We start from the raw sequence: 20249 nt of genomic DNA, 5'->3' as shown, positions 1-20249 counted from the left end.
CTACAGGTTTTGAAATTCTATCATTTCCTGAAAAACTTCAGAATCGGTCATAAGCTCCTTATAGGAACCCATTGCTTGGATCTTCCCGTTTTTCAGGACCACGATCCTATCGGCGCTTTTAATGGTAGCCAGCCTGTGAGCAATAATAATGATAGTCATTTGTCCTTTTAACCGGTCAATGTTCTGCTGAATGGTGGCTTCGGTTTCTCCATCAAGGGCCGAAGTTGCCTCGTCAAGCAGCAAAAGGTCCACTTTCTTGAAGAGTTCACGGGCTATGGCCAGTCGTTGTTTTTGACCACCACTCAAATTGATGCCGTTATTTCCAAGGAATGTTTCTTCTTCTTTAGGAAGTCCTTTTATAAAATTGTAGATGGCAGCCTTTTCGACAGCTTGCTTAAATTTTTCCCGGTTTTCAGAAGTGTCTTCAGCCCAAAAAGTGACATTATTATAGATAGTGTCATTAAAAATATTCACATCCTGAGACACATAACCTATGTGGCGGCTAAGAGAGGTATTTTCGAGTTCTGACACATTCTGCTTGTCAATAAAATAGTTTCCTTTTGAAGGTTTCAACAATCCGGAAATGATGCCGATCAAAGTTGATTTCCCCGAACCGCTTTCCCCTACCAGGGCAACTGTCTCGTTCTTCCGGATCTCGAGCTCAATATCCTTGAGCACTTCTTTGCTGTCATACTGAAAGGAAACATGATCTAATCGTATTTTATCGCGTAATCCTTGAAAAATTTGACTTCCACTTGATTCCCTTCCGACTTTTAATTCTTCTGAAAATTTCTCCATGTTCTCCATAGAACCGGATACTCCCAGGAAGAAATTCCACTGCTCCTGCATGGCCATAAAAAAGGTAAGGGCCCGGTAGAGCAGCAAAAGGCTCAACAGGATCAAGCCAACGTTTTGGTCAAAAAACACTACCTGCAGGTAGATCGCCACCACAATTATGAGCACCACCACAGGCTCTCGGAGTGCTGCAAGCATAGAATCAATGATCCCGATCTTCCGCTGCAAACCTTCCAAAGAACGGATGTTCCGCTTCAATTTTTTACTGTAAGGTATGTTTAATCCGGTGGTTTTTAAATACTTAAAAAAAGCTACTTTCTGGATCAAAAGGTCCTGAAAAATATGATTTTCGGAAGTCAATTTTCGGGAAAGATATTTTGTTCTTTTATACAAAAAAGTGAACAGAAAATTAGTAAGTATTCCACCTGTGACCACCATTAGAGAAAACAAAGGATCAGCGAAAAATGCCATACTTACATAAACCACTACAAGCACCCCGTATTGAAAAGCCTTAAAATAAAACCTGAAGGCTGAGTTTACCTTTCCAACTTCGCCGGTAAATGTATTCTGAATCCTCCCAACATCAGCTTTTATAAAATTCTTATAATCATAAGAATTCAGAAGATCTATGTTCGAGATCCTGATCTTGCGCATAAAGTATTGCTGGTAACGCACCCTCACAAAACCCTCGAGGAATTTCGCGACTCCCTTTAAAGCAAAGAAGACGAAGATCAAAAGCAGAATATTTACAAGCGTGGGCGGGATCTCAAGGTAATTAACTACCAGTTCACTCACCGGATCTTCTCCTGCACCTTCGGCAGAAGTCGCAACCAGTTTTAATAAAGGTATGAAAAGTGCAAGCCCAACGCCATCTAAGAGGCCAACAAAAAGGCTGACGAAAAAGGTGATAAGGAGCCTGTACCCCAGATAGTTATAAAAATAGGAAAAGTACTGCAGGTTATTTTTCACTCATTAAAAATTCACGACGTCTTTCAAATCTACAAATATTCGAGAGGTTTTTAACATTAAAGCCGACAAATCATCATCTTGTGGTTCAGGTAGTTTGAGGAATCACATTCTTTTCGTACTCCTTTTCCAGTTCCCTGTATTCATTAAGGATGGCTTCCCATACTCCTTTCCTCTCATAATTTTCTTTGATGGTGATCCTGGAAAGCCTGCTTAATTTCTCTCTTTTGAAATCGTTAGCTACCAGTTCCTTCATTGCTTTAAGAAGGGCATTTTTATCGCGAACGGGAATAAGGGTTCCGTTCTTATCTTCTTCAATGATCTCATTACACCCATTGATATCGGTCACAATTGCCGGTAAACCCATGGCTCCTGCCTGCATCACCACGTTTGGAAATCCTTCCCGGTAACTGGGGAAGGCCAATACATCTGAACAAGCGAAAAACGGCCTTACATCATCCTGAAAGCCCACTTCGAATATTTTGGAGTGACTCTTTATTTTTTGGAGAGTGGTTTCTTTTACGGGATCCAATTCCTGTTCAAAAGGGCCCACCAACAGCAGGGATGTTTGAGGATGCATTTGATTGAGTGGTTCAAAAGCCTCAACCAGTTCATTAATGCCTTTATCCTTTACCAACCGCCCCACAAAGACAACGACTACATCCTCTTCTGGAATTCCAAGAGATTTTCTTTGCTCTCTGCTGGCTTCTTCTGTAAAGATGGCCGGGTCAAAATGTGCCGTGTCAATACCGTTAGAACTTCCCTTTCCTATGACCTTAAGTTTATCCGCAGGCGCGAATTTTTCCTGTACCAGAAACTGATGAATTTTTTGGGAATTCGGATACACCCTGGTGGCTGAAGCATAGGTAAGCTTCTCCACTACCTCCAGGATCTTTCTGGTCATTCCTTTAGCTTCCAAAAGGGGCAGGCCGGCTACAGTATGGAGCCTTATAGGCACTCCGGCCATTTTTGCAGCCAACATTCCAGCTATTCCCGCCTTGGGAGTATGGGTATGGACAATTAGGGGTTTTTCCTTTTTAAAGAACCTGTATAACCGCCACACTGCCTTCAGGTCTTTATCAGGAGTTATTTCCCGGGTCATTTCTACCGAAAAGGTATCCACCTTTATTGTTTCACCCAGTTTTTTCAATTTTTTCTCGTCGGAAGCTACTGCGGTTACGCGATAGTGATCCTGCATGAAATTAAGCTGACCTTCAAGTAGTTTTTCCAGAGAAAGAGGAACCGTAGTGACCCTGATCAATTTATTCATAGTTCGTATAGGTTTCGGCTGAAATGATTGGAAAGCGCATAATTTGATAGTTCCTCAAAAATATTGATAATGGCACACTTCTTCTGAAGAATGGCCAAATTTTAGGATTATCTTAAACAATTTCCGGCTGTTTCTGCCTCTGTAGATCGTACAACTCCTTCATGCTGACCGACTCAAAGCCGAATTCCCTGTTCAGCTGTTTATAGGTAGTCAGGATTTGCCTCAAATCCTCCAGGTTCTTTTCAGGGTTTTCTCCAAAGTTATGCGGGTGCCACCAAAGATGGTAGATCTCTTTCTTCATGGCCGCGGTTTTCATTTCAGCTTTTACTCGATTTAACTTCAACCGGTTCAAAAAGCTATTTTCGGAATAGGGCCGTAAAAGCCTGCTGGCCTTTTGCTCCATAGGTCTCCCCGGTTCCTGTTTAAGGGCCGAATAAGGGTAGCTTTTATCCTTTTTTCCGAAGTAGGCATCCCCGGTCCTAAAAACCTTTTTCAGAAATGAGGAATCTTCCGTCTCCTTCCAGTACCAGTTCTCGGGGTTTGATCTCACGGTTCCAATCCCCAGTTGTTTACAAATTTTCAGGTACTCCGGATTAAGCTGATTTCGGGGAAACACCAGGGATTTCAGTTCAACTCCCATTGCTTCGGCCATAGTTATGGCTTTCTGGAGATCGGCCTGAAAAGCCTCTACAGTTTGTCCCTTTTCAGAACAATAGTAATGGGAATAAGTATGCGTTGCCAGTTCCTGTCCCGGAGTTTCAGCGATCTGCCTCACCAAATCAGGAGCAAAACAGAGGTCTTCGGTTCCATTCGCTTTAACTGAATTTCCAAAATTGTAGGCAGAAAGTTTTGAATTGATATAAGCCGGTAATTTTTGGGGCCGGTTACACTCCCACTCGTTCCAGTTACTGTTAAACAGCATCCCTACAGTCGCCCAGGTACAGGAGATCTCAAATTCTGAAAAAAGCTGAAGGATCCTGGGAATGACCTGGCGGGTATTTTTGAAATAGGTAATCTTTTCCTCGTGGTGCACCTTGTCAAAAACTCCCCACAAGAGTTCAAAATCAAGAGAGATAACGAATTTCCCATTTTCCATTTGTTACTGAAATTTGATTATTAAACCGCTTCGGCCTGTGCTTTTCTCAGTGCCTCTTCCCTCGCTTTTTTCTTTTTCCGGAGTTTCATGATCCGCGTGTATTTCTTCTGCGCCAGGTAATAAAAGATCACAAAGAACAGGAAATACATTACCATGGACTTCTGCCGCATGATAATCCCCAAATTCGACATTACAAAGGTCATGGCTAACGAGGAGAGAAAGAAAACCGTAAGGCTCATTTTTACACTAATAGGAGAATTCCGAAGAAATCGTATAAAGTCCTTTTTCAGGATCTTAAAGAACAATAAAAGGTAAACCAGGTTCTCTACGGAAACGATCAACCCCAGGAATCCCGGGGCATCGAAGAACAATGGCCTAAACCAGAAAGTGAACAGTTTAAGAGGCAAGGGATATGAGGCCATGTCCACTCCTGAAGAAGACTTACTCAACTCCTTCGCCCTATCTTCTGAAAAATCCTCAAAGCCTTCAACAAGATCTTCAGAACCGGAAAGGCCTGCCATTTCCAGGATGGTATCTTTTGCCAGGAGCAGTCCGCCTATCATGACTCCATAGATCATCACCTTTCTCCAAAAAGATATCTTCTCGCTTCCGGTCATATATCCAAGTACTGTTCCAACTGCAACAAATAGAAATACGTGGGGACGAATAAAATAGATCAAAAAGGAACCAAGCGCCAGGGTGATCCATCTGGATTTAGGTCTGGCTATGGCATAGGCATACATCATTAACCCCAAAAAAATAGGCGCACCTTTCCCCAGGGAAGCAGTCCAAAAATGCATGTTTGGTAAGAACAAGAGCAATACCAACAAGTCAACGTTAAACACCTTGATCTTAATTGGGATATTTTCCCTGAAAAACAAATAGGCATATACAAAACCCAGGTACCCAAGCCAGGAAAACAACAACATCATCATTTCGTAACTAAAGCCAAAGACATTAATGAAGGGCCAGGTTAAAAAATCGATAAAGGTGGTACTTGTACCCCAGTAATATTCCCAGCTTCCATACCAGGTAGGCCGTTCAAAGTATTTTTTAGAATCTGAAGGATTGAACAGCGCATAGGTGTAATAAACTCCCGCAAAGAACAGGTGGTAGAAAAAGAGGATATTCATCATCTTTTTTGAGAAGAAACGGTGTTTCCTCTCAAAACCATTAAAAATGGATTGAGTGATAAGGAACAAAAAAACCAATAACACCAGTGCTCCTATCATCTAAAACAACTCTAAATCACCAAGGCTATAAGCCCAGGAATCAATGTTTAAAAATTCATTTTCTGTCGCTTCGGAAACTTCTATATTTCGAAAGGTAAGCACGGGACCAAATTTTCCAGAAACGGCAGTCAAAAATTTCACGTCACTAATGGGACTGAAACTAATGAAATGCACTCCGTATTTACGGGCCCAGCTTTTTATTTCTTTTTTAAGTACAGCGTTAGATATCTTTGGAGACTTAATGACTTCAGAGACTCGAAGTTCCTTGAATTTCCCCTGCTTTTTTACATATGCCGCCAAAAAAAGGTTGGAGGTGGCCAAAACATGGTAGTCCTGTAGCGGGTTTTTGGCGTACCTCCATTTTAGGTAAGCGGTATCTTTAGGAGTAAAGAGTTCTCCTTTATTGACAAGTTTTTCCTTATGATCGTTCAGGAAATCAAATCCATTATTATCATTCCAGGTTTTGGGATAGGCGGAAATCCCATTCGTGGATTTCCAGAAAAAAGGATTTACAGGTCGTAAGGAAGTTTTAAGCTTATCCACCTCTTTCCATCCCATCTTAAGGTATCCCGGTTTACTTTGGGTGTTAGGTGTATTAAAAACAAAATGGTCCCCTCTTTCCTTTCCTATTTCTAGCGCCTTTAAAGTAAGTTTTTTAAAAACTCCTTTCCCCTGGTGGTCCGGATGGGTTGCGGTATCTACTGCTCGAAACGCAGAAAACGTTTCTTCTCCCCGCTGCCATTTCCAGCGCATAAAAGCCCTCACTCCAATCACCTTTCCATCCTCAACGGCTAATAGCACCAAAGATTTTCCAAAAGGGTTATTTACATGCTTAAACCTCCAGACCTCTTCGGTCTTTTGAGAAGAAGTCTCTCCCAGACTTGCCCTTAGCACTTCTAAAATTGCAGGTATATCCTGTTCTGTACCTTCTTTGATCTCCATGATTTCGTGAATTAGACTTTACTTAAAGGATAAGATTTGTTTTTTGTTGAAATTGTCTTGGTATGAACCGCATAATACTCCTCCAGTTCCTCAACCATCTTTTTCAGACTAAAAGACTCTACCACCCTTTTTCTGGCAGCGCTTTTATACCTTTCCAGTTGGTGCTGATCATTGATGAGCAATTCACAACGGTCAACTAAATTTTGCCAGTTTTCCACCGGACAGGTGAGACCATCTTTTTCATTTCTTATCACTTCTTTGATACCTCCGGCATCTGTAGCCACCACAGCGCATTCCATGCTCATAGCTTCGAGTAATGCGATGGGAAGACCTTCGAACTGGGAACTCATCATAAAAATATCCATGGCTTCAAAATAAGGTCTCACCTCAGTCTGAAGCCCCGGAAGGAATACCTTCTTCTCGAGCTTCAAACGTTTCAGTTCGGTCTTGATCTCATCTTCCAGAGGCCCTGCTCCCACAATGATCCCATAAACTTTGGGATTTCGCTTCTGTATCTCCTCAAAGACCCGAAGCCATTCCACCAGTCTTTTCTGAAATCTAAAAACGGCGACATTTCCAATTACAATTGCATCTTCAGGAATACTAAATTCTTTTCTTATTTCTGAATTCCCTTTCCGCACAAAGCTCGTTGTATTCACCCCATTAAGCACGGTTTCCACAGGAATACGTGGGTGTATATTTTTTCTAATGGAATTGGTAACATCGTCAGAAACCCCAATGGCCAGGTTCTGGGAATTGAAAGTGAACTTATTAATGGTCTTGGTCGCTATATGGTACCGTTCCTGCATGTTATGCTCTGTATATAATACAGGAATACCGGTCTTTTGATGCACCAGTCTGCCTACAAATCCTGCCCAGGGTAAATGGCAGTGGATGAGTTCGATCCCATGTTCCCGGCAGTAATTGATCACCTTTTTATATTGAAGGATAAGCCGGATATTATCTTTAGCCCGGAAGCAGGTGACTTTTCCGCCTTCTTCCTGTATTCTACTGACCATTTGATCCTTCCATGGCAGAAAATAAATATAATGGAATTCGTATTTTTCCCTGTCGTGAAGCTGAAGGGTTTCGGGCAACAACATTTCGGCACCCCCGCGACCGAGGGATTTGATAATGTGGAGGACTTTAATTTTTGGCATTTATGGGACTTTATTTTAACAAAGTTAGGGTAAATGCCAGCCCAGCCAAGATTTTAAAATAACTTTAAGAGGATTGGCGTATTAATCTCTGCTTCGATACAATTCTTTGGTAGGCTTCAGAAAACTTTCGGGAGATTTCTTTGTTCATATAATGGCTACACACCTGCGCATAAGCAGACTCAATTCTTGCCAAGTCTGGGTTCAAAAGGTTCTCCTCAATCCTTTGTGAAAATGAATCTTCGTCATCTTTTTCTACCAAAGAACCGGTTCTTTCGGAGACAATTTCAGATATTCCACCAACATCATATGCCACTAAAGGGGTTTTGCAGTACATTGCTTCCAGTAAAACGCCGGGCAAGCCTTCAATTATACTGGGTAACACCAGTACATCGGCGGATTTGATAAAGTCCAGGGGATTATTAACGAACCCATAAAAAGTCACTCTATTCTCTAAGTTCATCGCTCTTACCAGATCTTCTATTTTAGACCGTAGAGGCCCATCCCCCACTAAATGTAAATGAGCACCGGAAACTGTCGATAACACTTTCTGAAAAATGTTTATTAGACCTTCATGATTTTTTTCAAAACTGAAACCACCAACATGCACTACATGATGGTTCCCCTTTGAGCGTAAATCAATAGCTTTAATATATGATTTTTCTTCAAGACCAATAGGAATGACTTGGGATCGAGATTGTAAAAAGGGAAAATGGTTAACCAGATCTTTTTTTGAAGCCTGGGAAACAGAAATCACCCAATCCACATGTTTGTAGAGAAACCGATTAAATTGTTTTTGAAATTTGGAATTCAGATAACGGCCCACTTCACTGGCATTCCTGAAAACTACGGGAACGTTCCATCTGAATATTAACTTTGAAAAAACAGCATACTTTAAAGTATCTCCTGCATTGGTCTGGATCACGTCAGGCTGAAATTCGCGAACAATTCTGTTAAGCCTTTTCCAGGCAGGAAAATCCAGAAAGCGATTTTTTACACTGGCCCTTAAAGAAGATATCTCTCCTTTCCAGGGCAGTTCGGCTTCGCCTGAAAAGATCGAGACCAACTTCACTTCATGACCTTGCGTGAGTTGATGATTTGCCAATTGGCATGCAAATGTTTCTGCTCCTCTGTTTTGAGGTTTTTGTATGAGGTGGAGGATTTTCATAATTATAGTGTACCTTCAAGATCACCCATAGAAAAATTCAACTGATCAGCTGAAACTTCTTCATTTTCTTTAAGCACGACCACTGCCTCCTTTCTTTCAAACGAAGTAAGCAGTCTTAGATCATGCAAATCTTTTGAGTTATAGTAATAAACCAAATAGGCGTTAAACCTTCTTGCTACCACTAAAAGTAAGTCATTGAAATACTCTTTCTCACCCAGCAATTCATAAACTATAAAACTTTTGATTCCTTTTATTCTAGTGATCGAAAAAACGATTACACCTTTATCAAAAGTGTAAATTTTATATTTAGGGTCAACATATCTCCATTTCAAATAGTTTTTGGTTTTATTGGTTTCCAAAGCTTCACCTGAATCGTTTAAAACAGGTAAGGTATCGAGTTCTTTCCTTAACAAATGAGGTTTGGTCTGAAAAGGATTGATCACTCCAACACGGAAAGTCGAACTATTAGGAGATTTTTCCCAGCCCATTTTCAAATAGCCCGGAAGACTATTATTGTTAGGGGTATTAAAAATAAAATCATATTGCCCCTTGCAGTTCTCCAATCCCTGTAAGGTAAGTTTTTTAAAGAGGCCCCTGCCCCTGTAATTGGAGTCTACCACGGTATCTACCGGGCGAATGCTTCTTAGAATTTTTCCATTCCTAATAAATTCCCAGAACATGAAAACCCTTAAACCCACTATCGTATTTCCAGACCAGGCAACCAGTCCATAGGATTTTCCAAAGGGGTTTTCCAGGTGTTTCCATTTAAAGAATTCAGTAGTAAATTCAGGATCAAGGTTGGATCTAATTAATTCAACAATTTGAACTAATTCTTCTTCGGTGTAATTTAAAGGTTTAATTAGTATTTCTTCTTTCACGGTTCAAATGGTTAAGTTAGTTAATGTAGTTGGGGTGCTCTTTAGAGCATATTTCTTTCAGGTAGGCACCATTTTTTTCTTAGGTTGAATGGGGTATGGAATGGTAAAGTTCAAGCATTTGCTGATTCACCCCTTCCAACCTAAAATTCTTCTCATAATTTTCAAGGCTTTTTTCACCCATTTTAATAAGATCTCTATTTAAAATTCCTGTAAGCTGTGTACTTAAAGCAGTGGGATCATTGGTTTGATGAAATACCGCATTATCTTTCGTAACCACCTCCTGAAAGACAGGGATATCTGAACAAATTAAAGGCAATCCTGCCGCCTGAGCCTCTATTAATGATCCCCCAAGCCCTTCAAACAATGAAGGAAAGACAAAGATATCTGCAGCGACCAGTAACTCATAAATATCATTACGGTGCCCCAAAAATTTAATTGTGGTTTTAAGATCATTGGTAGTCAGAAAATTCTCGATCTCTTTAGTAGAGTTTCCTTTTCTCCCACAAAATAAAAATTGAGCATTGGAATCTGATAGTTCCCGGTCAACAATTTTTATAGCCTTTAATATATCCAAATGAGCTTTCTGAAATTCCTGACGTCCAACATGAATAAAAATAGGGCCATTTGGGTTTAAATTGAGTTCCTTGACCACTCGAGATCTTAGCTTAGCTTTCTGCGTGATGAAATTATTTTTCTTCCTGCCCCTGTAAATTACAGAAATTTTAGTCGGTTTGATCATAAGGTGTTTTTCATAGTGGCTTTTTACTTCTTTTGTGATGGCGACAAAATGATCTACCCCGAATTTAGCTGTATATCTATCTACAAACTCGTAAACTTTTAAAAGCCTGGCATTCACTTTTGGATCTTTGTACCTGATTTTATCATATGTACAATTTACCAGACTTTCTATATTGATGAATTTCGTTTTCAGTTTAGCGAACCTGGTTCGCAAAGCAGCCTTAAAAAGAACTGAATGAACTATATCTGGTTGGAAATCTTCTATAATCTGTTTGACCTGAGTCACATGACTCCAAAAAGAACCTTTCTTTAGAAAGACGACGTCAAATCCTTTATCTAGGATCTCTTTTTCAACTCCACTGGTTCTGTGTTCCAGCACTGCAATTTTAAGTCTAACACCTTTTTTTCTAAGGTAATACCACAACTCGGCATTCGACCTTTCTGCTCCTCCCGCTCCTAAACTATCCTGAATGTAAAGTATTTTCATCAGTTAAATATTTTGTAATCATATTCTTTTAAATATGCACCGGCCACTTCATTTATCATTTTTATCTGAGATCTGGTCAAGCGATCAAAACTAGATTGATTCATATTCGTGATGGTGCTTTCCTTTTCGTGTATCGAAAAGGACTTTTGAAAATAATCTGCTGAAAAGCCATCCAGTCTCAATATTCCAAGAACTTCATTGATCACCTGATTTGGGTTAGAAGTTAGATCTTCATATTTTATTTCGATCACATTGGGTAAATCATTTTTAACGTCATTAAAAACTTCCAATGATCTGACCCACTGTCCGGCACAATCTTGAATAGGATAACGTTCCCGACTTCCGAAATACGGATTTCCTTTCATAATCCTCGCCTTTCTGTATATCCCTTCGGCAACGGCATAACCGTTTCTTACAATATGGATGAACCATGCAGGTTTAAAGTTTTCCTGAAAGAATTTTAAGCGGGTCATATTGGAAATGGATTTTTCCAGTAGGAAGGGCTTTTTGCAGTCATAAAAGTGAGACCAATGTCTTTTAATTAATTTTGGATCCTTATGCCTATTTCTAGGCGCCCCCTCCATTTCCTTTTCGCATTGGGCCCACATTCTTCTCCAGCCAAAATCTTCAGGCCTTACCAGTTGATTGGTTAACATCACCCCTTCATCTGGCAAACCACTAATTTGAGGATGGGTTGCCAAAATTTGATCCAGTAAAGTGGTACCCGAATTATAACAGCCTGTAATAAAAATCCAATTCTTATTGGCCAGACCAGTACCAGATAAATTCAGAATCCCTGCCCATACCGGGTTATATTTATACCGTGCGGTTACTTTATGCAGGAAATCCTTTTTAGTCATCTTCTTAATTTACCTAAAGTTCTCGTTACCGGCAGTACTCTGCTATGCCATCCACTTAAGATGAATTTTAATTTCCAAATTGGAGTATTATCATTCACTTTTAGCCTGGAAATACGCAACGGATTAAGTTTACCGGTATTGATCTTGTGGTCAAATAAAAAGGAATATTTTATACCATGCTGAACTAACTTTTTCTCAGCCCTTTCTGAATAATTCCCGTTTGGATAGGCGAAATACTGATAATTAAAATTTCGCTCCTTCAGCTTTTCAGTAGAATTAAAAAGTTCTTCTTCCAATTCATCTTCCTCACATTTATCCAGCATTGGGTGAGTATGGGTGTGATTAGCAATAAGTATGTTCGCATGTTGCATCTCCTTTAACTCCTGAATAGAAAGTTGAGGATATTTATATTGCTCTTTATTTGATTTTGATCTTAATTCCTGGAGATATTGGACTCTTTTCTTATTGGGCCAGGTTTTGACTTCCCAGACCTTATTGTTCCCTTCTTCTTCCCCTAACAGGTATTCCAACTCATCCCACCAGAAAGGTTCATTGGTTCCGATTAAATTTGTAATTACAAATATGATAGCCGGAATATTTTCTCGTTTTAAGACCGGAAATGCATTTTTATATAATGTAGAGTCCCCGTCATCAAAAGTTATCATCAAGGAATTCTCTGGTAAAGATTTTCCGTGGCAAAGGTGATCCTCAAGGCAAGTAGGGTCTATAATATTATAGCTGCGTTTGAGAAACTTAATCTGCTTCTCAAACTGAGTTTTATCATGGATTTTATGGTAGACTAAAACTTTCATTGTAGGGATTTATATTGTGGAACCACTTAATTTATTATGAATGTTCCGGGCAATATTTGTAGGTAAAAAATTATACAGTATAAAGGAATAAAAAGCTTTTAATTTAAAAACACCATGCTTCAATTGTCTCAACAAAAACTTATTTCCATTTCCTAAATTACCAGACTGATAATTTAACCATTGTAGCTTATATAAGAATTTAAATAAAATAGAAGGATCGGAATAAATATCCTTTTTATTCTTTTCTAGAATAATTTCATACGATTTTAGAAGCTTACTTTTATCATTTCTTACTCGTTCGCCTTGGTGTTTAACAACAGTGACCAAACATTCATCAATTACCTCATATGAAAACTCTTTTTCCAATCTTATAAGCCAATCCGTATCTACAGCCACTCTTAACCTCTCATCAAAAAATCCTATTTTTTCAAAACACTCCTTTTGAACTAATAAACCACAACCGGTACCTATTTTTAGTTCTCGAAGGAAACTTTTGGACGGATCGGGTTTCCACATTTTTTTATTCTTGGTTCCGGTTTCTTTATTTAATATATAATAACCTCCAAATGCGAATTTGGTCTCAGGCTTGTTTTTTAATAATTCAGAAAACAATTCAAGACAATTCACTTCCATTTGGTCATCACTATCGAGAAACACAATATATTTACCACTTGCATTCTTCACCCCTTCATTTCTGGCTCCTGCATTCCCTTTGTTTTCTGGTAATTTAATGAATTTTAAACCTTTTCTTCCCTCAAGTAATTCCTGAGTTTGATCGGTTGAACAATCGTCAACAACGATCAACTCCCAGTTTTTATAAGTTTGGTTTTCTACACTCTTTATGGCATCAAGAATTATATGATGTCTATTATAGGTAGGGATTATAACAGATATTAAATCAATCATTCATTTATTCTTTCTAGTGAGAAAATATTTTCATCCAAACTGGAATAATAGTCCTTTAATTTTTCAAGATCATAATAGTTGACTTTGTTATTGGTGACACTGGAATATTTTTTTTGATGTTTCTTTTTTACCTTATTCGTGACCTCAGGTTTCCAATCGGAGTTAAATTCGTTACTAACGAATTCAAAAAAAGATTTTGCATTGGTATTGATATCTTCTAACTTTAAAAGATATTTTTTATTCGAAACAGATCTCAATTGGTGTTCAATTAATTTATTCCAATAAAACCAATACCATAGAATTTTATCATCATGACTTAAAGACAGCCATTCTTCTTTCGTAAATTCATCAGTAAAATCTCCAGTTAACCTACAGGCGTCAGACATCATCTCTGGAGTTATTAAGACCTGATTATTTAAGACCGTAGGATAGTCATTTAAAAACCACCCTCGTGCCTTTGCACTTTTCAAGAAGCTACCAGGACTTCTAATAAGCCATATAAATTTAGCCTTTGGGAAAAGTGAGGAAATTATCTTAATAAAAGGAACAAGCTTTTGATCTGATTCTAAGTAAATCTTCTTCCTTTGGGAGATTGGTGCAGACAAATATATTTTGATCAAATTGTTCTTTGCTTCTTCTTCAGAAATAAAACCTGCAGAATAATTAAAAGCTAAGATCTTTATCTGAGCATAAAAAGGTTCATGGAAAGCATTGATCCGAGGATTTTTATTCGCCAGAGTTTCAATGGCGTTAGAGCCTGATCTTCCTGTAGAAAACACAAAAACGACTTCATCTGGGAATTCCTCGTATTTTTCGATTACTGATACTCGATCATACTCTTGCCTTTTTGCTCCGTGAAAATTTTGAGCAGTTGCAGTAGTTCGTGACAAATCTGCAGGAGTACCGATAAATGAATAAGGTGGGATGACCGTGTTGGAAGGAATTTCAACTTCTGACCTGATTATACTTCCTTTACCTATTAATACATTATCGCCTATGATAATTGACCCGGGTAGTTCTGAAATAAAAGTGGGGTCATAGTTATTGCGAACCACAGGGTAACTTGAAATAATTCTACAATCATCCTCAATTATAACATCATTTCCGATTATAACTCCTCCATGGCATCTCATTTCAACGTCTTCTCCAAAATATACATTACCGCCTACGGTTAAACCAGCATTATTAATAACTTTGATTTTACCGGTTATCTTTACTCCTTCGCCAGTCTTTTGAACATTTTTGAAGAAAAGGTATTTAAAATACCCTACCCTGGTTGGCTCAAAAATTAGCAGGAATATTTTGGTCAGTATAAAATTAATCTTCTGTATCAACATTTTATTTTTTTAAATAGGATCTAAACAACTTTATATACCTTTCTATAGTATTTTTTGCAAATAACATGTAGGCAGCACCTAGAACCACCAAGTAGATAATCAATTCAAAATACCAGGAAAATGGAACATTGAAAATGTAAAAGATGGCAAATGGAATTAAACCTATCAATAATGAACTTTTGACTTCCTTCAGTATTTCCATGGGAGTTATTCCGAACAATTTATTCAATAAATAGATTCCAAATATCACCGTTAAAACTTTGGCAATTAAGTGTGCCCAGGCGGTTCCCATTATACCATAATAGTAAGTTCCAATAAAAATTAAAGGAAGATAAAAGACTAAAGCTCTAATAAATTGAAAATTAAGTTCTGTTTTTGGCTTTCCCGACCCCCTGATCATCGCCGTAATGGAAACTAGAGGCATATGAATAATTACAGCCCATGCAAATATTTTAACGATCGGTATAGCTGCATCCCATTTATGCCCAAACAAAAAAGTTAATAAACCTGTAGTAAAATAAATTAGTAACAGCATTGGTGGGATTATTACCAAAGAAATCACTTTAAGTAATTCCAAATAGTAATATTTCAGCTTTTCCGTATTATCCTGATCCTTACTAAAAATAGGATACATAACTTTAGTGAAAACATTTATAATCTGAGCCCGTATCATTTCGGTTACTATAAATGCAAAAGTGTAAACCCCTAAAGAGATTTTTCCTACCAACTTTCCCACTAACAAATAATCCATCTGGCTCGTCACTTTAATTAATAAAGACGAACCGGTAGTAAATACTCCAAAACCAAAAATGTCTTGAAATGCTTTTTTATCCCATATAAACTTTGGAATAAAAGAAGTGGCCATAAAATAAAGTGGAATGCTTAAAATTACGGGAGTTACGACATTAAAAACCAAAGCCCACACACCATAGCCTAAGAAGGCTAAAATTATTGCTACAATCCCTGCTGCAATGCTTGTACTAAAACTTATGAAGGAGAGTTTTTTAAAATCAAAACGCTTAGTAAGAATAGCCCTTTGAATGGAAACTAGTGGACTAAACAAAATACTCAGACTCAATACCCTGACTATTGCCAAGAGTTTATGTTCATTATAGAAATCTACTATCAATGGGGCAATTAAAAAGTAGATCAATGCATAAATAACCCCAGACCAAATAATCCCAGTCCAAAACGAGGTATAATAATGCTTATCATCCAGTAATTCCTCTTTTCTTTGAACTAATGCCGCATTCATTCCTATATCATTAAACACCTGAATGAAAGAAATAAAAACAGTTGCCATACCAATAAGACCAAAGTCCTCTGGAAAAAGAAGTCTGGCAAGAAGTAATTTTATAAAAAATCCAGCTGATCTGGAAATAACTTCTTGAAGTACATTCCAAAAAACACCAGACAATATAGCTTTTCCAACATTCATGTTTTAAGAAGACAATTTTTCTGAAGCTACAAATTGATCATAGGCCTGATTATATTCTTTTAAATCCATAGTGTTATCTCCGTCAAATTGTGATTCTTTTCTATAAAAATCAGGTCCAGATATTTTAATGTCGAGCTGTAAAAATTTCCCGAATTCTTTTAAATCTGAATTTTGAGATGATTTTAATAGGAATTTATGCGATGGTGGAATTTGTTGAAATGAACCATAAATTATCGAATTCCACCTTTTCCAAAATCGTAATTCCTCAACTGATTTATTCGAATTTTCAATTTCACTTTTCTCCAAACCATTGATTTCACAATAGCTTTCATAGACGGTAGCCCTACTTAAGTACTCATTATGAATTTTTGGGTAACTCTCATTCACTAATCGGGGATGCTCAACAAACCAAACAAACTTGGCATCTGGGAACACTTCTAAAAACAAGGATAATAATGGAATTGAAGTGGAGTGAAACTCAATGAATTTTTCATTCCGGTTGGCAACAGAAATACTGGAGTAAAGTTTCCTTAAATCATCTTCCGCTTCTAATTTTGTTATCAATCCTCTTAGATATTGAACACACAAAGTACTCAACTGGGTCGAAAAAATTTCTTTGGTAAATTCAACCTTATCAGCGCTGCTAACAAATTTTAAACTTTTATAGCTGCTTGTAGAAAATATGAATATCACATTTTGTGGTGTTGATTCATATTTTTCTTGAATAGTACATTTTTCAGAAACCCAATTGGAGCTGACCGGATACCCAGATCTACCGCCAACTTTTGTTGTTTTTAATTTTTGATCAAAGGAATCTATATTTCTTTCAGCAACTAATCTTTGCTGGTTAGAAACTGCAATCTTACCAGCAGGTACATCTTTTGAAATGACAGATCCCATTGCAATTATAGCCCCATCACCTATTTTAACTCCAGGTAAAATGGAAACATTCATACCTATCCACACCCCTTTTCCAATAATTACACTGTTGCAAATAAGGTCACTGTTGTAAGGAATTAAGTCACCCTCGTAATCATGATTAGTTGAATAAATCGTAACATTCCTACTTATATGGGTATGATCACCAATAACAACTCCACCTCTGCAGTCAAAATGAGCATTTTTCCCAATGTGAACGTTATTCCCTAAAGATAGGCCTTCAGGAAAAATAAGGTTAATCAGCCCATTGAAAAATACTTCCTTCCCCATGTAACCAATGGATTTTTGATATTTTTTATAGACATATTTTTTCTCCAAAGACCTTTGTCTATTTTTATAAGTCTCATAGAGAAAAAACAAACCTTTATTAATTATACCTTTCAAATGGAGCTAATTTTTGATCGATTACCTTTGAAATGATCACACAATCATCCCCGCCGCCACGGTTTCATTGGTATTTTCATCAATTAAAATTATACTTCCCGTATTTCTATTGTCCCGGTAAGCATCGGTCATTAAAGGACGGGTACATCGAATCTTGACGCGACCAATATCATTCATGCTGAGATCCTTGTCATCGGTAATTCGATTATAGGTGTTGATATCAACCTTGTAAACCACGTCCTTGATCATCGCTCTCTGTTCGTTAGAGGTATGCATGATCGTGTATTTGGCTCGAGGTTTGGCAGGCTCATTGTTCAACCAGCATAACATTATATCAAATTCCTGTGAACTCTCCGGCTGATTATTTGTTTTCACGATCATATCTCCCCTGCTAACATCAATATCATCGTCTAAAGTGATCGCTACAGACATGGGTGCAAAGGCTTCCTGCACTTCAGTCTCTCCGGCATTTATTGAACGAATTTTAGAAGTAAAGCCAGATGGCAGGACCGCAACTTCATCACCAAGTCTGTAAATTCCACTAGCGACCCTACCCGCGTATCCGCGATAATCCCTATGCTTCTCACTTTGAGGCCTTAATACCGTCTGCACGGGGAAACGGGCATCAATTTTATTGATATCACTGCTTATGTGCAGGGTTTCCAGAATGTTCAGTAAAGTACCTCCCTGGTACCAGTCCATATTCACTGACCGGTTGACCACATTGTCTCCATTTAAGGCACTAATAGGTATAAACCTAACGTCTTTCACTAACAGTTTAGAGGAGAATTCCTCGAACTGCCCAATGATATCATTATATACATCTTCAGAATAATCAACCAGGTCCATTTTATTGATGCACACAATCAGGTGTGGAATGTTCAACAAAGAGGCTATGAATGAGTGTCTCTTGGTCTGTTCAATAACTCCGTGACGGGCATCTATGAGAATCACGGCGGCATTGGCCGTAGATGCTCCGGTCACCATGTTCCTGGTGTATTGAATATGCCCGGGAGTATCGGCTATGATGAACTTTCTTTTTGGGGTGGTAAAGTACCTGTAAGCAACATCTATAGTGATCCCTTGCTCTCTTTCATCTCTAAGGCCATCAGTAAACAGGGCCAGGTCCACACCATCGTGCCCTTTTTTGGCACTGGTTGCCGTTACGGAGTCCAGTTGATCTTCAAAAATGGATTTCGAATCGTATAAAAGCCTTCCGATAAGGGTGCTTTTTCCATCATCTACACTACCTGCAGTTGTGAATCTTAAGAGTTGGTTGTTATTTATTTCCATGGTGATTGTATGCTATTCTTGTATAATAAAAGTCTGATAGAAATAGGATTTTAGAAGTACCCTTGTTTTTTTCGGTCTTCCATTGCAGTTTCGGAACGTTTATCATCTGAACGATCCCCTCTTTCGGTTTTTCTCATTGCCGATACCTCCTCAACTATCTTCCCAAGAGTATCTGCATCAGATTCAATTCCGCCGGTGATAGTAATATCTCCTAAAGTTCTAAAACGGATCTTCTTCTTATGGATCTCCTCTCCTTCTTCTAAATTCAGAAATTCTGAAGTAGGAATCCAGGAATTGTTTCTCCACACCACTTCTCTTTCGTGAGCAAAGTACAGGGATGGAATTTGAATGTTTTCTCTTTTAATATAGTTCCAGACATCCATTTCTGTCCAGTTACTGATAGGAAATGCCCGAAAATGCTCTCCTTCAAAGTGTTTCCCGTTAAGAAGGTTCCACAGCTCAGGCCGCTGATTTTTGGGATCCCATTCCCCAAAATCATTTCGATGTGAAAAGAAGCGTTCTTTGGCCCTGGCCTTTTCTTCATCTCTTCTTCCCCCACCAATGGCGCAATCAATCTTGTTTTCTTCTATCGCATCAAGCAAGGTGGTTATCTGCAGAGCATTTCTTGTCGCATTTTTTCCTTTTTCCTCGGATACTCTTCCGTTGTCAATAGACTCCTGAACAGATCCTACAATAAGTTTTACTCCTAATTCTTTAATAAGATCATCCCTGAACTTAATGGTTTCAGGAAAGTTATGTCCGGTATCCACATGCATCAGGGCAAAGGGGATCTTCGCCGGATAGAATGCTTTTTTAGCCAGATGAGTGACCAAAATGGAATCCTTCCCACCCGAAAACAAAATGACCGGATTTTCAAATTGAGCCCAAACTTCTCTAAGGATATAGATCGCTTCAGACTCCAGCTCATCTAGATAGTTCAAAAAATATTTACTCATTGTATGCTAGTTTTCCTTTTAGAACCTGAAAAATCCTTTCCACCGATTCCTCGATACTTTCATTTTCAGTTTTAATTTCAATATCAGGATTTACGGGGGCTTCATAAGGCGAAGAAATTCCCGTGAAATTTTTGATTTCCCCCTGCCTTGCCTTTTTATACAGGCCTTTTACATCCCTTTCTTCACAAACTTCCAGCGGGGTATTTACGAATACTTCGATAAAATCCTCATCTCCAATTACTTCCTTCGCCTTCTCCCGGTCTTCTGCAAGAGGAGAAATAAAGGCTGTTATAGTTACCAGCCCGGCATCCATAAAAAGTTTGGCAACCTCGGCGATCCTTCTGTTATTCTCTGTCCTGTCTTCCTCGGTGAACGACAAACCTTTGTTCAATCCACTTCTAATATTATCCCCATCCAGGGAATAGGTTTTAACCCCGAGATCAAAAAGTTTTTTTTCCAGTTGATTGGCAATAGTTGACTTTCCTGAACCTGACAATCCTGTAAACCAGATCACAAAAGAGTTATGCCCGTTTTGGCTGTTCCGGTCTTCCCTGGATACATGGTAGGTATGTTTAATGATATTCTTCAAATTTTT

Annotated in this window: 17 protein-coding genes and 2 pseudogenes; all 19 read right to left on the bottom strand. The window is 38.4% G+C overall.

The annotated features are described in order from the left end of the window. Positions 1 to 1764 (bottom strand): ABC transporter ATP-binding protein, encoded by a 1764-nt coding sequence (locus BLS64_RS06275; RefSeq protein WP_093112657.1) that lies wholly within the window; start codon positions 1762 to 1764, stop codon positions 1 to 3. Positions 1765 to 1849: 85 nt separating this feature from the next. After that, positions 1850 to 3031 (bottom strand): glycosyltransferase family 4 protein, encoded by a 1182-nt coding sequence (locus tag BLS64_RS06270; protein ID WP_093112656.1) that lies wholly within the window; start codon positions 3029 to 3031, stop codon positions 1850 to 1852. Positions 3032 to 3143: 112 nt separating this feature from the next. Continuing rightward, positions 3144 to 4127: a polysaccharide deacetylase family protein gene (locus BLS64_RS06265; protein ID WP_093112655.1), complete on the bottom strand. Its 984-nt coding sequence runs from the start codon at positions 4125 to 4127 to the stop codon at positions 3144 to 3146. 20 nt (positions 4128 to 4147) lie between these two features. Further along, the gene (locus tag BLS64_RS06260) at positions 4148 to 5263 is read right to left on the bottom strand and encodes a hypothetical protein (protein WP_245693382.1); all 1116 of its coding nucleotides are present in this window, start codon (positions 5261 to 5263) and stop codon (positions 4148 to 4150) included. 96 nt (positions 5264 to 5359) lie between these two features. Next, entirely contained in the window at positions 5360 to 6301 is a 942-nt protein-coding gene (locus BLS64_RS06255; RefSeq protein WP_093112653.1) for a GNAT family N-acetyltransferase, read from the bottom strand. Positions 6302 to 6312: 11 nt separating this feature from the next. After that, a complete protein-coding gene (locus BLS64_RS06250) occupies positions 6313 to 7461 on the bottom strand; it encodes a glycosyltransferase (protein ID WP_093112652.1) in 1149 nt (382 codons plus the stop codon). Between the two features lie 64 nt (positions 7462 to 7525). After that, positions 7526 to 8626 carry a glycosyltransferase gene (locus BLS64_RS06245; protein WP_093112651.1) on the bottom strand — a complete coding sequence of 367 codons (1101 nt, stop codon included), beginning with the start codon at positions 8624 to 8626 and terminating at the stop codon, positions 7526 to 7528. Between the two features lie 2 nt (positions 8627 to 8628). After that, the gene (locus BLS64_RS06240; protein ID WP_093112650.1) at positions 8629 to 9504 is read right to left on the bottom strand and encodes a GNAT family N-acetyltransferase; all 876 of its coding nucleotides are present in this window, start codon (positions 9502 to 9504) and stop codon (positions 8629 to 8631) included. 79 nt (positions 9505 to 9583) lie between these two features. Further along, positions 9584 to 10729, bottom strand: a complete 1146-nt coding sequence (locus BLS64_RS06235) for a glycosyltransferase family 4 protein (RefSeq protein WP_093112649.1) — start codon at positions 10727 to 10729, stop codon at positions 9584 to 9586. Next, a complete protein-coding gene (locus tag BLS64_RS06230) occupies positions 10729 to 11589 on the bottom strand; it encodes a sulfotransferase family protein (RefSeq protein WP_093112648.1) in 861 nt (286 codons plus the stop codon). Before BLS64_RS06230 ends, BLS64_RS06235 begins: the two co-directional genes overlap by 1 nt. Next, the gene (locus tag BLS64_RS06225) at positions 11586 to 12401 is read right to left on the bottom strand and encodes a polysaccharide deacetylase family protein (RefSeq protein ID WP_093112647.1); all 816 of its coding nucleotides are present in this window, start codon (positions 12399 to 12401) and stop codon (positions 11586 to 11588) included. The genes BLS64_RS06230 and BLS64_RS06225 overlap by 4 nt, the downstream gene beginning before the upstream one ends. Before the next feature lie 9 nt (positions 12402 to 12410). After that, positions 12411 to 13307 (bottom strand): glycosyltransferase family 2 protein, encoded by an 897-nt coding sequence (locus BLS64_RS06220; RefSeq protein WP_093112646.1) that lies wholly within the window; start codon positions 13305 to 13307, stop codon positions 12411 to 12413. Beyond that, positions 13304 to 14644, bottom strand: a complete 1341-nt coding sequence (locus BLS64_RS06215; protein ID WP_093112645.1) for a hypothetical protein — start codon at positions 14642 to 14644, stop codon at positions 13304 to 13306. Before BLS64_RS06215 ends, BLS64_RS06220 begins: the two co-directional genes overlap by 4 nt. 1 nt (position 14645) lies before the next feature. Further along, positions 14646 to 16082, bottom strand: coding sequence for a lipopolysaccharide biosynthesis protein (locus BLS64_RS06210; protein WP_093112644.1), 1437 nt, complete (start codon positions 16080 to 16082; stop codon positions 14646 to 14648). A gap of 893 nt (positions 16083 to 16975) precedes the next feature. After that, positions 16976 to 17060, bottom strand: a pseudogene (locus BLS64_RS15465) (DapH/DapD/GlmU-related protein); the annotation flags it as partial. Positions 17061 to 17141: 81 nt separating this feature from the next. Then, positions 17142 to 17291, bottom strand: a pseudogene (locus BLS64_RS15460) (hypothetical protein); the annotation flags it as partial. 150 nt (positions 17292 to 17441) lie between these two features. After that, on the bottom strand, positions 17442 to 18698 hold the full coding sequence (locus BLS64_RS06200) for a sulfate adenylyltransferase subunit 1 (protein ID WP_093112642.1): 1257 nt from the start codon (positions 18696 to 18698) through the stop codon (positions 17442 to 17444). A gap of 50 nt (positions 18699 to 18748) precedes the next feature. Then, complete coding sequence (gene cysD / locus BLS64_RS06195; protein WP_093112641.1) at positions 18749 to 19654, bottom strand: sulfate adenylyltransferase subunit CysD; 906 nt, start codon at positions 19652 to 19654, stop codon at positions 18749 to 18751. Continuing rightward, entirely contained in the window at positions 19647 to 20243 is a 597-nt protein-coding gene (gene cysC, locus BLS64_RS06190; protein WP_093112640.1) for an adenylyl-sulfate kinase, read from the bottom strand. Before cysC ends, cysD begins: the two co-directional genes overlap by 8 nt. Between the last annotated feature and the right edge of the window lie 6 nt (positions 20244 to 20249).

The sequence above is a fragment of the Salinimicrobium catena genome (assembly GCF_900102915.1).
In the GTDB taxonomy this organism is placed as follows: Bacteria; Bacteroidota; Bacteroidia; order Flavobacteriales; family Flavobacteriaceae; genus Salinimicrobium; species Salinimicrobium catena.
Note: the sequence above shows the minus strand (reverse complement) of the source record. Positions and strands in the feature narration are given on the sequence as shown.

Coding starts and splice junctions, on each gene's coding strand:
- BLS64_RS06270 (WP_093112656.1), bottom strand. CDS start 3,031: ATGAATAAATTGATCAGGGTCACTACGGTTCCTCTTTCTCTGGAAAAA.
- BLS64_RS06265 (WP_093112655.1), bottom strand. CDS start 4,127: ATGGAAAATGGGAAATTCGTTATCTCTCTTGATTTTGAACTCTTGTGG.
- BLS64_RS06260 (WP_245693382.1), bottom strand. CDS start 5,263: ATGATGAATATCCTCTTTTTCTACCACCTGTTCTTTGCGGGAGTTTAT.
- BLS64_RS06255 (WP_093112653.1), bottom strand. CDS start 6,301: ATGGAGATCAAAGAAGGTACAGAACAGGATATACCTGCAATTTTAGAA.
- BLS64_RS06250 (WP_093112652.1), bottom strand. CDS start 7,461: ATGCCAAAAATTAAAGTCCTCCACATTATCAAATCCCTCGGTCGCGGG.
- BLS64_RS06245 (WP_093112651.1), bottom strand. CDS start 8,626: ATGAAAATCCTCCACCTCATACAAAAACCTCAAAACAGAGGAGCAGAA.
- BLS64_RS06235 (WP_093112649.1), bottom strand. CDS start 10,729: ATGAAAATACTTTACATTCAGGATAGTTTAGGAGCGGGAGGAGCAGAA.
- BLS64_RS06230 (WP_093112648.1), bottom strand. CDS start 11,589: ATGACTAAAAAGGATTTCCTGCATAAAGTAACCGCACGGTATAAATAT.
- BLS64_RS06225 (WP_093112647.1), bottom strand. CDS start 12,401: ATGAAAGTTTTAGTCTACCATAAAATCCATGATAAAACTCAGTTTGAG.
- BLS64_RS06220 (WP_093112646.1), bottom strand. CDS start 13,307: ATGATTGATTTAATATCTGTTATAATCCCTACCTATAATAGACATCAT.
- BLS64_RS06215 (WP_093112645.1), bottom strand. CDS start 14,644: ATGTTGATACAGAAGATTAATTTTATACTGACCAAAATATTCCTGCTA.
- BLS64_RS06210 (WP_093112644.1), bottom strand. CDS start 16,082: ATGAATGTTGGAAAAGCTATATTGTCTGGTGTTTTTTGGAATGTACTT.
- BLS64_RS06200 (WP_093112642.1), bottom strand. CDS start 18,698: ATGGAAATAAATAACAACCAACTCTTAAGATTCACAACTGCAGGTAGT.
- cysD (WP_093112641.1), bottom strand. CDS start 19,654: ATGAGTAAATATTTTTTGAACTATCTAGATGAGCTGGAGTCTGAAGCG.